Annotated in this window: 13 protein-coding genes; 5 read left to right on the top strand and 8 right to left on the bottom strand. The window is 64.2% G+C overall.

Features of this window, described 5'->3' with window-relative positions; all coding sequences use genetic code 11:
* Positions 1-127 precede the first annotated feature (127 nt).
* The 4 genes from NZM16_RS08665 to NZM16_RS08650 all read right to left on the bottom strand — a co-directional run bounded on the left by NZM16_RS08665 (position 128) and on the right by NZM16_RS08650 (position 4,234).
* Positions 128-895, bottom strand: a complete 768-nt coding sequence (locus tag NZM16_RS08665; protein WP_295447834.1) for an alpha/beta hydrolase — start codon at positions 893-895, stop codon at positions 128-130.
* A gap of 91 nt (positions 896-986) precedes the next feature.
* Entirely contained in the window at positions 987-3,227 is a 2,241-nt protein-coding gene (locus NZM16_RS08660; protein WP_295479952.1) for a parallel beta-helix domain-containing protein, read from the bottom strand.
* A 106-nt stretch (positions 3,228-3,333) separates the two neighbouring features.
* Positions 3,334-3,561 carry a DUF951 domain-containing protein gene (locus NZM16_RS08655; RefSeq protein ID WP_295447840.1) on the bottom strand — a complete coding sequence of 76 codons (228 nt, stop codon included), beginning with the start codon at positions 3,559-3,561 and terminating at the stop codon, positions 3,334-3,336.
* Positions 3,562-3,616: 55 nt separating this feature from the next.
* On the bottom strand, positions 3,617-4,234 hold the full coding sequence (locus NZM16_RS08650) for an HAD family phosphatase (RefSeq protein WP_295479950.1): 618 nt from the start codon (positions 4,232-4,234) through the stop codon (positions 3,617-3,619).
* Positions 4,235-4,465: 231 nt separating this feature from the next.
* Between NZM16_RS08650 and NZM16_RS08645 the strand changes: the two genes are divergently transcribed.
* On the top strand, positions 4,466-4,633 hold the full coding sequence (locus NZM16_RS08645; protein WP_295447846.1) for a hypothetical protein: 168 nt from the start codon (positions 4,466-4,468) through the stop codon (positions 4,631-4,633).
* A 214-nt stretch (positions 4,634-4,847) separates the two neighbouring features.
* Here NZM16_RS08645 and NZM16_RS08640 read toward each other — a convergent pair whose 3' ends face one another.
* From NZM16_RS08640 to NZM16_RS08630, 3 genes are all read right to left on the bottom strand, one after another.
* Positions 4,848-5,510, bottom strand: a complete 663-nt coding sequence (locus tag NZM16_RS08640) for an anti-sigma factor (protein WP_295447849.1) — start codon at positions 5,508-5,510, stop codon at positions 4,848-4,850.
* Between the two features lie 211 nt (positions 5,511-5,721).
* Positions 5,722-6,339: a sigma-70 family RNA polymerase sigma factor gene (locus NZM16_RS08635; protein WP_295447852.1), complete on the bottom strand. Its 618-nt coding sequence runs from the start codon at positions 6,337-6,339 to the stop codon at positions 5,722-5,724.
* A gap of 16 nt (positions 6,340-6,355) precedes the next feature.
* The gene (locus NZM16_RS08630) at positions 6,356-7,039 is read right to left on the bottom strand and encodes a glycosyltransferase family 2 protein (protein ID WP_295479948.1); all 684 of its coding nucleotides are present in this window, start codon (positions 7,037-7,039) and stop codon (positions 6,356-6,358) included.
* Between the two features lie 422 nt (positions 7,040-7,461).
* Between NZM16_RS08630 and NZM16_RS08625 the strand changes: the two genes are divergently transcribed.
* Together NZM16_RS08625 and NZM16_RS08620 are read left to right on the top strand one after the other, a co-directional pair.
* Positions 7,462-8,628, top strand: coding sequence for a glycosyltransferase (locus NZM16_RS08625; protein ID WP_295479946.1), 1,167 nt, complete (start codon positions 7,462-7,464; stop codon positions 8,626-8,628).
* Positions 8,625-10,811, top strand: a complete 2,187-nt coding sequence (locus tag NZM16_RS08620; RefSeq protein ID WP_295447862.1) for a glycosyltransferase family 39 protein — start codon at positions 8,625-8,627, stop codon at positions 10,809-10,811. The genes NZM16_RS08625 and NZM16_RS08620 overlap by 4 nt, the downstream gene beginning before the upstream one ends.
* A gap of 127 nt (positions 10,812-10,938) precedes the next feature.
* Here the strand turns inward: NZM16_RS08620 and moaA are convergent, their stop codons facing one another.
* The gene (gene moaA / locus NZM16_RS08615; RefSeq protein WP_295479944.1) at positions 10,939-11,919 is read right to left on the bottom strand and encodes a GTP 3',8-cyclase MoaA; all 981 of its coding nucleotides are present in this window, start codon (positions 11,917-11,919) and stop codon (positions 10,939-10,941) included.
* A gap of 628 nt (positions 11,920-12,547) precedes the next feature.
* Here moaA and secG point away from each other — a divergent pair.
* Together secG and NZM16_RS08605 are read left to right on the top strand one after the other, a co-directional pair.
* On the top strand, positions 12,548-12,784 hold the full coding sequence (secG, locus tag NZM16_RS08610) for a preprotein translocase subunit SecG (RefSeq protein WP_295447869.1): 237 nt from the start codon (positions 12,548-12,550) through the stop codon (positions 12,782-12,784).
* Positions 12,785-12,903: 119 nt separating this feature from the next.
* On the top strand, positions 12,904-13,435 hold a 532-nt coding region (locus NZM16_RS08605), incomplete at its 3' end, for an ABC transporter substrate-binding protein (protein WP_295479943.1).

Raw genomic sequence — 13,435 nt, 5'->3', positions numbered from 1 at the left:
AGCGGCCCCGCCTATCCCCCCATAGGCCCCGGCTCTGAAGATCGCGCCTCCTCATTATAGAGCCGCGGGAGGTCTCTTCTCGAGGTAAGCAGGACCGCCTTTCAAAACCGGGCATCCGTCAGCCGCTTCATTCGCTGATGCGATCCAGGAACGATCGCACCGCTTCCGCCACGATCTCCGGTTGTTCCAGCATCACCATATGGCCCGCCCCTTCGACCCGCACCAGCTCGGCCTTCGGGATGTGGGCGGCCAGATACTCCGCATACTTGATCGGCGTCATGCGATCCGCCGTGCCGCCGATGACCAGGGCTGGCGCCTGGATCTCCCCCAGCCGGCCCATCACATCGAAGGCATCACACGCCCGATAGTCCCCTTCGATGACAGCGGGATCCGTGGCGAGGAGCAGGCGGCGTCCTTCCTCCACCAGCCGGGCTGGCGGCGCGGCTCCCCAGCTCCATTCGGTGATCAGGTCCACTGTCTTGGGGAAATCCGCGCGCAGCCCCTCCAGGATCAGCGGGCTGACCCGAAGCCGTGCGCCGGTGGCCACCAGGACGAGGGCGGCAACGCGTTCCGGGCAATGAAGGGCGGCCCACTGGGCGATGGCGCCGCCCATGGAGTGCCCCACCCAGATCGCCCGAGGGAGCCCTACCGCCTCCATCCAGTTTACAATCAGATCCGCATATGCGGCGATAGAGGATCGCCCGCGCCCGCGGGAACGGCCGTGGCCTGGAAGATCCAGCGCATAGACGTTGGCCCCGGGCAGGTTTCGCAACGCCCCCGGCCACACCAGATGGGATTCCCCCGCCCCATGGATCAGAATCAGGGTGTGGCGGGCCCCGGGATCCTGGTGGACCGCGTAGTAGATCCGATCTTCGCCGATCGCTTGTTCGGGCACTTCTCTTCCCTCGAAGAGCGATGGATGGCGCTGTTCGTTTCCTCGAGCAGTCTTTCTCCCCCTCCCCGCGTTGCGAGACGTCGAGGAGCCCTTAGCCCAGCAATCGGATCAGCAGCTGGAGCGATCGCCAGTAAGCTCGTCGGAGCGGCCATGGCCAATCCGGGCCCGGCAGAAGCGGAGGGAAGGCGCGGGCGCCGGGCTCCCGCCACAGATTGTCCCAGCCGCTCGCATCCCAGAGCAGGTCGGCCCCCGGCAGCCCCGCCGCCCGCACCTTGGGATCCGGGTAAAAGCCGTTGTTCGCCAGGATGTTGTCGTGAATCCAGTTCCGTTCGGGAATGGCGCCGACGTCGAAAACGGTCCCCTTAGGGAAAATCTGTTCCAGACTGATCACTGCGATACCCACCGAGGCGTTGTCGCGGATCTCATTACCGGTCACTTCGGTCTCATCCGCAGCCATGATCAGGATCCCGGTCCCCGAGGGCACGTTTCCCACGATCGCGCCCGGCTTGGCGAAGTTGGGCCCATTGTTGTGGAGGATGCGGTTGCCGACGATCCGATTGCGGGAGCCCACTTTGGATTCGAGGTTCGGGAGGACGAAAACCAGGATGCCGGCGGCGTTGTCGTGGGCATAATTGTTCTCCACGGTGATCGCCACGGAGTTCTCCACCTCGATCCCGCTGACATTGCCGTAGGCCTCGCTGTCCCGGATGATCCCGTTGCGGGATTGCCCGATGTAAATCCCGGTGTCCCACGCCCCCGTGGCCACCACCCGCTCGATGAGGATGTCCTCGCTCCCCACCGGATACACCCCGTAGGCGCCAGTGTTCTCAGTGGTCACATCCCGGATCACGATCCCCCGCGCGCCCGGCACCACGATGCCGTTGTTCGTATAGTTGCGCACCACTAGGTTCTCCACGGTGAAACCGTCCCGGGTGGCGATGATGCCGTCCCCGAATTCCCCCCGGCCATCAAGGATCGGCCGCTGGCCATCCCGGGAGATGCCCCGCAAGGTGAGGTGCTCCGTCTCCACCACCAGGGCTTCATGGTAGACGCCGGGTTCGATCAGAACGGTATCCCCGGGCCCGGTTCGATCCAGCACCGCCTGGATGGATTCCCCGGGGCGGACTACCCAGGTCCGCGGCGGGCGGGATGGCTCATGGACGCCATGGGCGCCGACATTGTATCGGGCGGCCAGCGCCCGTCCTGGGTTTTCGATACGGGGGACCACAGACAGGCCGGAGGGGACCGATTCCGGGATCGGCGGGAGCGCCGATTCGTCCGTCAGGGCATACAGGAAAGCCACCAGGTCCTCCCGCTCTTCTGGGCTTAGGCGGAAAGGCTGGATCTTCGCATCGAGGTTGGGCAGATCCATCCCTCGCCCGCGGCCGCCCCCGTCTTTATAGAAATCGATGACTTCTTCAAGAGTTGTGAAAATCCCGTTGTGCATGTAGGGGGCCGTCAGCGCCACATTCCGCAGCGTCGGCACCTTGAAGGCTCGTTCATCCCGGGGCGAATTCGTAAGCTCCGCCCGCCCGCGATCTACGGGTGTTTCGGGGAGATCCGGCACTCCGATCACTCGGAAATCCGAGGATCCAAAGAGGGGAAGCGAATGACATTCAAAACACCGGGTGCGCCCGGAGCGGAACAAATTCAGGCCGCGGCGCTGGGAGGGGGTGAGGGCGGTCGTGTCGCCCGCAGCGAAGCGGTCGAAGGGCGCATTCCGGCTGACCAGGGTGCGCTCGAAGGCGGTAATGGCCTTCGCGATGTTCTCAAAGGTCAATGCGGAGCCGCCCCGGCCCCCGAAAGCCCGGTCGAAGCGCTCCCGATACTCGGGGATGGCGCGGAGTTCCTGAACCAGTCGGTCCGGCTGCTCCGCCATTTCCTGGGGATCCGTCAGCGACATGCGGGCCGCCTCTTCCAGGGAGGAGGCCCGGCCGTCCCAGAACAGACGTCGGAGGTAACCGACGTTCCATAAAGTGGGGGCACCCCGGCGCATCGGCTGGCCATCGGCGCCGATGGAGCGTCCTTTCCCATCCGTGAAGCCGAGATCGGGATGATGGCAGGTGGCACAGGACCGCGTATTATCTCCGGAGAGAACGGGGTCGTAGAACAGCAGGCGGCCCAATTCCGCCTTTTCCGGGGTTTGAGGGTTATCCGGGGGGATCGGCATCGGGGGGAAGGGGCGACGGAGCGCCCCGGTCGCGCCGGGCATCCCATCCGAGAGACCGCCAGGGGGTGAATCCGGGGGAACGGGCCAGAGAGCTGCGAGGAAGAACAGCAGGGACAGAACCAGCAACATCCCGCCGCCCAGGTAAACTGCAATCCGTTTCATGATGGCCCCTCCTGGGTTATGCGTGAAGGTTTCTGGGGGACGGGCCACCCCCAACAGCCCGCATCCCCCAGAAACCGAAAACGCAGGAAGTCCGTCCGCCTCTCCTTCAGCGGTCTGGAGGATACGGGGGCGGCACAGGGGGAGGGCGGGTGCAGCGGACGATCCGTCGAACCCGGCGTTCGAACTCCCGGCGCGGCAGCAACACCCGGCGGCCACAGGTCAGGCAACGGATCCCGATGTCCGCTCCCACCCGCACGACCTGCCATTCCGTCCCCCCGCATGGATGGGGCTTGCGGAGCTGCACCACATCATCCAGATGGATTTCTAACGGCATCGCCCCTTTCCTCCCTGGGGCTCCGGGCATAAGGAATCTGGCTCCCGGTAGTGTTTCAAGATGAACGAACCCGGCCATTTAACCATTCCTCTAACTGCCGCAATGCCTCCGGGGTATCGCGGAAATGGATCCCATAAAGGCCCAGCTTGCGAGCAGCCTGCACGTTCTCGGGCAGATCGTCCACGAAGGCCGCAGCCTCGGGCGGGACCCCCAGGCGCTCCAGGGCCAGGAGGTAGATCCGGGGATCCGGCTTGAGAAGCCCGACCTCGGCGGAGATCACGATCCCATCGAAGAGGTTCAGCAATCCCAGGCGCCTTAAGACCTCGCGCAATCCGGACCAGGCATTGCTGATCAAGCCCAGGGTCACCTGACCTTTCCATCGCCGCAAGGCTTCGACCAACGGCTCGTTCAGGCGATCCCCGGCGAAGAATCGCTGGCGCACCTGCTGGATCCTCTCGAGCGACGGGATCCCCAATCGCTCCCCGATGGCCTTCCAGAACTCTGGCTCTGGGAGCTCCCCCCGCTGGGCTCGCAGGGAGAGATCGCTGGCGAAGATCAGCGCTTCCAGGTCCTGCACCGTCATTCCCAGCTCTCGAGCCAGCTGCTCTCGGGGAACAGGATCCTCGCTGCGAACCAGCACGCCTCCGAAGTCAACAATCACTGCGCGATGCATGGAAGACAAGCCTCCTCATGCGTTCTTTACTCTACGTGCTGTGAATTCCACTCGCACGGAAACAGCGAGCCCTTGTGGAGGGAATCGATGAAGCCCCTTCCCTCTTTCTCCTTCCTCCCCGTGGTTCTGAGAGCCGCGGGGAGGAGAAGAGAGTGTGAGGGATCTGGCCGGCCGCCGAGGGCGGCTTGCTCTTATCCCCCGGTGCTGGAAGGGGCTTGTGGAGAACGGCTGATGCCAGGATACTCCTTCTACCATCAGGATGGCAAGCGTGTGCCGTCGATCTCATGCGGTTCGGGAAGCGAAGACGCTTTCCTGAGCTGGAGGTGGGGGGCCGGGCGGACCGCCTTCAGCGGCCTGTCCATCAACACGCTCGCGGCCCTGAGGGCCTTGGAGGAGTAGAGAAAGGGGGGCTTCATCACCCCCTTATCCGGGCTTGCCACGCGTTCGATTTTGTAATGGGAGTTGTGCCACTGGCTTCCTCGGGGGGATAAAAGGGGAGTGGGGTCATCCTGCCTCGCTGAGCGGGCCCCAGACCGTGCGACTCCTATGGGATTCACGGCGCGAGCTGGCAAAACACGAATGCGTCGAAAGGCTTTCAGAGGAAAAAGGACAGCTAACGGGGACGCTGGCTTCGCCATCGATCCAGGGCCAGCAACCCGATCGCTCCCAGCAGGAGGAGGAACTCGAGGATTCGCAGTGGGGACAGCGGGAAAGCCGGAGCCGACGGCGGCGGGATCTCTTCGGGCCCAGGCAGCTGCTCCGCCGCGGTCGTGGGAGTGGCCTGGGGAACCGCCAGACCGAACATCGGCGCTGGAGATGGTTCGGGGCTCCGCGTGTGATCCTCCATCTCCATAGCGCGTAGCGCTTCTCGCTCGGCCTGGGGGGCCGGAGCAGCTGGAGCAACGGCCGGCGCCATCGCTGGCCCTGGGGCGATCCGTCCCAGGGACAAGGCGAAATCCAGGCCCAGCACCAGGATCAATGCCGCCGCCATCGCCCAGGCGGTCCGCCGGAGCCATCCAACGGGCTGGGGCACCCGAGCCACCTGCTCCGGCCGGAGCGCAAAGGAACGCGGCGCTCGCACGGGCGGCAGGGCCCGCAGCGCCTGAACGGTCCAGCGAAGGGTCTCCCACGATCGGGCGCATGTCGCACAGTCGCGCAGATGGGCTTCCACCCGCGCTCGTTCTCCGGGATCCAGGCGGCCGTCCAGATAGAGGGAAAGCCGATCCTGAACCCACTGATGCTCATCGGTTTTCAGCCTTCGACGGAAAAGCGGCATTTCCGTGAAGATCCCTTTCCGGGTGATGCGCGACCTGGCAAAAACATCCCTTCGATTTCATGGAGATTTGGGTGGGCAAGGTCGCTTTCAGCAGCCTCGCCTGCCAAAAATCAGTTGCATACGCCGTTCATCTCCTCCTGAGGCGTTTTGAGGTAGAGCCTGACGCCTTCAGCACCTGGCTCTACCTCAAAGACGTTCTTTTTCGCCTCCCTTAAGAGGGACGTATGGTCCCCGGCAAAAGTTCCCGGTGGGCCAGCAGGAAATCGCGGACCCGCATGCGGGCCCGGCTCAGGCGGGATTTCACCGTCCCCAGGGGCACCTGAAGGATCCCCGCGATCTCCTCGTAGGAATAGCCCTCGATATCCGAAAGCACCAGAACGATCCGCTGGTCTTCGGGGAGGCTCTGGATCGCGCGATGGAGCAAATCCGCCAGCTCCCGGCGCTCCACGTAGAATTCAGGCCCCTCTACGGGCGGGAGGGTCATCTCCGCCTCCGGTCCCTGGTCCACCACAAACAAAGCATCCAGGGAGGCCTGAGGCCGGCGACGGCGGCGGCGCAGTTCGTCGTAACAGGCATTCGTCACGATGCGGGTGAGCCACGCCAGGAAGGAGCCGCCGCGGAACCCCCGGATTCCCCGAAAAGCCGCGATCAGGGCCTCCTGCATCGCGTCCGCAGCCGAATCGTGATCGCCCATGATGCGATACGCGATGTGATAGAGGCGATCCTGGTAACGGCGAGCGAGCTCGTTAAACGCCTCCAGATCGCCCGACCGGGCCACCTCAATCAGTCGGGCCTCTTCAGGATCCGGAAAGGAAGCGGATGAGGCCATAGACGAGCGTTGACCCTCAATCGACGAAACGATATTTGATCAATGTCCACAGCGCCTTCAGGCCGTCGCGAATCGGGCGGATCTTCTTCCCCTCTCTAAACTCTCGCCCATAGTAAGAGATGGGGACCTCAAAGATCCGGTAGCCTCGCTTGAGGATCTTGGCGGTGATCTCCGGCTCGAACTCGAAGCCCCGCGCGCGCAGCGGGATGCCTCGCACCACCTCCGCCCGGAAGACTTTATAGCCGGTCTCCATATCGCTCAGGATGGCATCGTATAGCAGATTGGTCACCAGCGTGAGGAACTTGTTGCCGATCATATGCCAGAACAGCATCGCCTTGCGAGGACCCAGAAAACGGGAGCCGTAGACTACCGACGCTCGGCCCTCCAGAATCGGCTGGAGCAGATGGGGATAATCCCGCGGATCATATTCCAGATCCGCATCCTGGATCAGAATGATGTCGCCTGTGGCATGGGCGATGCCGGTTCGCACCGCCGCCCCTTTTCCCATGTTCCGCTCATGGTAGATCACCCGGATGTATCCGTTTCGGGCCTCTTCTTCCAAGATCTCTCGCGTCCCATCGGTCGAGCCGTCGTCCACGACGATGATCTCATCCGCCAAGCCTACCGCCCGGACCTGTTTGAGGATCTCCCGAACCGTGGGCCGTTCGTTGTATACTGGAATGATCACTGAGAGCCGCATTCGATGCTCTCCTTTTTGGGGACTTGGAACCAGCTGCCGTCTCGGCTTTGTTATACCATAACCCCTTGCCGGGTAGAATTCTGGGTTGTAAGCGGATCGGTCTGGATTGTGCGGAAAGGGCTCCTTTCTTCAGATGCCAGTCTCTGACCCATAGGGGTTAGGCCGTTTACCTCCTCCTGGGACAGGAAATCCCGGCTCATGTCCGGTCTTCGTGCGGGCCGGAGAGCGCACGGCCTGGCGGCCGGAAGGGTCTGGAGTCTCTCCTCTCCCGGCGGCCTTCTGAGCCGTTGGGAGAAGAGAGGAACGCGGGGAAGGGCTCCTCGCTTCCCTCTCGCCGCGCGGTTCCTCGAACCTCCGAATCCATGGAGAAACGGGCAGGCCGCGGCCTGCCCTCTATTCCGCGATGGCCAGGAGGACTTCCTTTGCGGCTGGCGTTGGTCACCGGGGAATATCCGCCCCTCCCCGGGGGCGTTGGCGATTACACCCGCGAGCTGGCCCGGGCCCTGCAGGCCCGGGGACATGTAGTGGCGGTATGGACCGATCGCCGAGGTGGGGAGGACGCTCCCTCTTCCGTCCCGGTCTTCCGGGTGGTCCCTCGATGGGACGCCCGGGCTTGGTTCGCCCTTGGGCGATCCTTGCGCGCCTGGGGGCCGGATGGGGTGCTGCTTCAGTATCAGGCAGCCGCCTATGGGCTGGGTGGGGCGATGAACCTGTGGCCGGCGATCGCACGGCTCTGGTTGGGGGAGATCCCTATCGTGGTTGTCTTCCACGACCTGCGCGTCCCCTATCTGTTCCCGAAAGCCGGCCCGCTTCGAGCCTGGAGCGTCCGCTTCCTCGCCCGCCGGGCAAAGGGAGTGATCGTCACCAATCACGAGGACGAAGCCGTTCTGCGCGCCGCCGGAATCCGTTTCCTCCGACGTATCCCGATCGGAAGCAACATCATGCCGCCATCGGATCTCCCGCCTCCCTCGACGGCGCGGGCGCGTCTGGGGTTTCCCGGGGATCTTCCACTGGTAGGTTTTTTCGGCTTCCTGCATCCATCGAAGGGGTTCGATCTGTTGCTGGAGGCCGTCGCCATGTTGACGCGGGAGGGGGCGGCCGTAGGTCTGGTGCATATCGGCGCGACGGCGACGCCCAGCGATCCTTCCCAGCGCGATTATGCGGCTTGGTGCCGTCGGCGGATCATCGAACTGGGATTGCAGGGGCGCGTCTGGGAAACCGGTTACCGTCCCCCCGAAGAGATCTCCCTGGCGTTCGCTGCGGTGGATCTCTGCGCGTTGCCCTATCGGGATGGGGTCTCCTTCCGGCGGGGGACGCTGATGGCCGCCCTGGCCCATGGGCGGGCGGTGATCAGCACCTTCCCCCGGGTCTCCATCCCGGAACTCCAGGATGGGGATAACATCTTTCTGGTCCCTCCCGATGACGTGAAGGCGCTCGCCCTTGCCATCCGACGCGTTTTGGGAGATCCTGATCTGCGCCTTCGCCTGGAACGCGGCGCGCGGATGCTGGCGAAGCGGTTTGCGTGGGAACGAATCGCGGCTCAGGTGGAAGAGGTGTTCCAGTCGTTGAGCCAGAGGTTGCAGAAGTGAAGCGAGGCCTGTGGACGGCCCTGTCTCTGATCCTGCTCGGACTGGCCTTTGGCCTGCGGGTTTACCGGCTGGGCGCGGCCAGCTTCTGGTATGATGAGGCCTTCAGCATCGATCTGGCTCGCAACCAGGTCTGGCAACCGCTCGAAGCTCACCCTCCCCTCTTCTACCTCGCCCTTCGGCTCTGGATGACCCTTACGGGTCCCTCCGAGTTCGCCGCCCGCTTTCTCTCGGCCCTCGCTGGAACATTGACGGTGGCGCTGTTCGCTGCCGCCGTCGCGCGGATTGGGCGTTCGCCGATCGCCCGGACCGTCGCCCTGGGCCTGGCGGCCACCCTTCCGTTCTGGATCTGGGAATCCCGGGAGACGCGGATGTATGCCATGCTGGGGCTCTGGACAGCCCTTGTCCTCTATGGGGTCGTCCGGGATGCCCCGCGCCTGATCCTGTTCGCCGCCCTGGCTGGGATCTACACCCATTACGCGATGCTCTGGATGGTCCCCGGGATCCTGATCCTCGGGCTCCGACACGGGCCTTCCCGAATCCCGTGGGCCGCGGCCCTTCTGGCCGGGGCGATCCCGGGCGCGCTCCATGCGCTGTGGGTGGGCTCGACCCAGGGTGCTTTTTGGCCCGGAACGCTGGATCTGGGGCGAATCCTGATGACCCTCTGGCAGGCGCAGGGCTTGCAGGCCCGCATGGCCGGGTTCGTCCCGCCCGATGGGTCTCCCTGGATCCCGGGCCTGATCGCGGGCGCTGGCGTAGCCGGAACCGGCCTGGCCCTCGGGCTTCGCCGGCGAACGGCGCGTTCCATGTTTCTGGCCATGAGCCTTCTTCCCCTGATGGTGGGCCTGGGCTTGCTATACAGGAGTCCCAAGTTCCATCCTCACTACTTTATCGGTGCCGCCGCAGGGTTCTGGCTGCCGATCGCTCTGGGTTGGGCGGATGCGGTTCGACGCGCTCGGGGAGCCTTCCTGCCCGCTCTGGCGGCCTGGGGGTTGTTCGTTCTGCCCGCGCTGAACTGGACCCTGGTCCACGCGGAGCAGGTCAAAGACGACTGGCGAAGCGCGGTCCGGACGGTGGAGGCCCGCAAAGGATCGGAGGAGGCGGTGGTTCTGGTGAGTGGGTTCGCCCTTCCCGCCTATCGGGTTTATGCCCGCGCCACGACGCCCATTCCGTTGCCTGCGGATCCTGTGGTGGATGTGCGGCATGTGCTGGATTATGAGGCCGCGGCCCCGGTTTTGAACCGGGCGCTGGTTGGGACACGAGGGGCATGGCTGGTGCAGTGGGGCGATGAGATCAATGATCCGGCCCAGGTTGTCGCGGCCGCCCTCGACTGGATCGGCGATGAGATCGAGACCTTTGCCTTTGCCGGCGGTCTTCGGGTTCGACATTTCGTATGGGGGGAATTCCACCCGCTGCCGGAGGAGCCCGAAGCGCTCTTCGGCCACCCCGGCCAGCCCATCGGCCCGAACCTGATCTGGTTGGGGTATGGACTTCCCGGAGGAACGCTTTCGGCGGATCGTCCGTTATCGGTGATCGCTGGATGGCGGACCACGGGACCCCTTCCGGCCGGGTTGCGGGTCTCCCTTCGCCTGGAACGGGAGGATGGAACCCTCTGGGGGCAATGGGACGGTGCGCTGGGCGGTGAGACGTGGGACACGGCCCGATGGCCGTGGCCGCGGGTGATTCTCGCGCGCTATGGGGTCGAGGCCCAGGTCGGCACCCCGCCGGGCCGCTATCGACCCCGTCTGGTGGTTTACCAGGGCGATTCGGTGTGGCTGGCCGCGCAACTGAACCCGGTGGACCTGGCGCCTCCTCAAAAGCCGTATCAGGATCCTCGCTGGGAGAAGTCGCCTCGGGCCCAGTGGCCGGGCCTGGCTCTGACCCACGTGGATCTGGAGGGAGAGCCCCGCGCATGCCAGCCGTTGACGCTGGCCCTCTGGTGGCGAGTGGATGGAACTCCAGCCTCGAACCAGGTGCGTCTTCGCGTGGGAGAAGCTCGCATCACGGAACCGTGGAACCTGGCTCAGCCCGACCGGGCCTGGGGGCCGGGGGAACAATGGCGGACGCGCCATTCTCTGCGTATGCCGTGCGCGCCCGGCCGTTATGCGCTGGAGGTCGCGTTAGGGGGGGAGGAGGATTCCTGGGGGATGTGGCAGACAGCAGCTACGGTGGAGGTTCGGCCCTGAATGGAGTGAGCGATCACCTGGGGGAGGTAGGGGCCGCCGAAAGCAGCCCCTACCTCCCCCAAGGCCTCCGAGGGGGAAATTGCGAGCCCGCCCAAGGCCCCGATCGCTATCCTGCCCTCATACTCCTTCATCCGCCGATCTGGCTCATCACCCGGGCCATCGGGATCACGCCTTCCGGGAGCCCATGGCCCCAAGGCTTGCGCCAGATGGCTGCCCGGATTAAGGCTTTCAGCTCCTCATCGCTCGCGCCGGCGCGCAGGGGCTCGCGCAGATCCACCTCATCGTCCCGCAACAGGCACAGGCGGAGCCTTCCCTCGGCGGTGAGACGGACCCGGTTGCATTGGGCGCAGAAGGGCTCGCTGACCGGGCTGATGAAGCCGACGGATCCAACAGCTCCCCGAATCCGGTAGACCCGGGCCTCGCCGTCCAGGCGGCCATCGTTGACCGGCTCCAGCGGCCCAAACTCCCCTTCCAGGATCTGGATCATCTCCGCGGTGGAAACGATCGCCTGCTGAGCGAAGGGGGCTACATCCGCGAAGGGCATCACTTCAATGAAGCGAACCTGCCATGGACGCGTGAGGGTCAAGGCAGCGAGATCCGGGATATCCTGGTCGTTGTAGCCCCGCACCACCACCGCGTTGAGTTTGATGGGGGTCAGCCCGGCCGCCTCGGCGGCCAGGATCCCTTCCCAGACCTCCTCCAGATGGCCCCAGCGGGTGATGCGACGGAACTTCTCCGGATCCAGCGTGTCCAGGCTGACGTTGACCCGCTTGAGGCCTGCGCGGGCCAGGGGTTCGGCGAGGGCCTTCAAGCGCAAGCCGTTGGTGGTCATGGAGATCTCTCGAATCCCGGGGAAAGCGGCCATCCGGGTCACGAGTTCCACGAGGTGGGGGCGAACGGTCGGCTCGCCGCCGGTGAGGCGGATCTTATCGAACCCCAGCTCAGCGAAGAGGCGGACCAGGCGGATCAATTCCTCATCCGTGAGGAGTTCCTCGCGGGGGAGGAAAACCATCTTCTCGGGCATGCAGTAAACGCAGCGGAGATTGCAACGATCCGTTAGAGAGATCCGCAGGTAGCGGATATGTCGTCCGAACTGATCGATCACCATCCGGGCCCCCTTTGCCAGGGTCCAGGTATCTATCCAGACCCGCCACGTTCGTTCCGTAGCTCCACCCGCAACACCTGCGCCCCGCCATCTCCGCCTTTCCTACCCTTCTCCCTTACCCCCCACGTCTCTTCATGGCGCGGGGGCGGAAGAAGAGAAGGACAGGGCCCTGAATCACGAGCAAGGGCCGTTCGGATTGTTACAGAGCAGTTTTATAATCATTTTACTTCAACCGCTTTTACCATGTCCACAATCTCCATAATTGGACTTCGGATAAACGGGCCGTGCCCCAGGCCCCCTCAGCCTTCTACCCATCGGCCCCCCATAAATACCTACGAGTGGAAAAGCACGATCCGCCACAAGGAAGCGCTGCCGAATTGCGTAAGCGAGCTCACCGCCCCTTGTTGTGAAGAGGAACAATGATTGAGCTATAATCTATCCGTTGCCGGCCTTTTAACTCTTTCAAAAGAGCCATATCGCTCAACTTGCTGTCCTCCCTCCGGAGGATTCCGTAGGTGGATAGGGTTGCCTTCAGCGGCTTGACGGGGGATCCTCTCAGCGGGTCAGCGAGGACCCTGAGGCGGCAGGTTGCGTTATCATGAACGGGAATCTCGATTCGGAGGAAAGGAGAGTGACCACTGCCCTGAATGTCGCTCAGATTCTGCTGGCGATCGCATTGATCACCATCATCCTGCTTCAAGCGGGATCTTCCCAGCTGGGAGGGGTCTTTGGGTTAGGGGAGGTGGGGGTGCCCCGCAAGCGTCGCGGGTTGGAACGCACCGTCTTCAACCTCACGATCTTTCTGGCGGTGCTCTTTCTGATCCTGGCCGTGGTCAATGTGATCGTGACCGGGACCCCTGTGGGTTGACATGGCCTGTTGCCCATGCCGGTTCGGTGGTGGTCTTGGGTTCCGATGGCACGCCTTCCGCACGCTACTTCCCAACTTGCATCAGATCCTATGACGTCCGAAAGCCGAGAGATCCCATGATGGCTTCGGGTCCTCGCTATCCCACTCTGGCTCGCGGCCTGTATCTTCCGTTGATCCTGGTGCTGCTCATGGCGCTCAGTCTGGGGGTGCTGATGGCCTCCCTGGCCCTCCGGGCAGGCGTGGAAACCGTTCCGGCCCGAGGAGGACACTATGTAGAGGCAGTCGTGGGCCCGATCGCCACCCTGAACCCGCTCCAGATTCAGCCCGGGGATCCGGAAGCGGACATCGCCCGCCTGATCTTCAACAGCTTAGTCCGGCTGGATGCGCGGGGGTTGCCGAAAGGGGACCTGGCCCAGCGCTGGGAGGTCTCCGAGGACGGGTCGCGATACACCTTCTACCTGCGTCCGAACGTCCGCTGGCATGATGGAGCCCCGCTGACTGCGGACGATGTTCTGTTCACCGTGCGCTTGCTCCAATCGCCGGATCTCCCAGGGCCCCCGGAGCGCGCGCGCCTCTGGCAATCCATCGAGGTCGTTCCGGTGAACAGCCTGACCGTGCAGTTCCGGCTGCCGGAGCCGCTGGCGCTTTTCC

Source organism: Thermoflexus sp. (assembly GCF_025055495.1).
Classification (GTDB): Bacteria; Chloroflexota; Anaerolineae; order Thermoflexales; family Thermoflexaceae; genus Thermoflexus.
The sequence above is the reverse complement of the archived record's forward strand: the minus strand, read 5'-3'. Positions and strand labels throughout refer to the sequence as shown.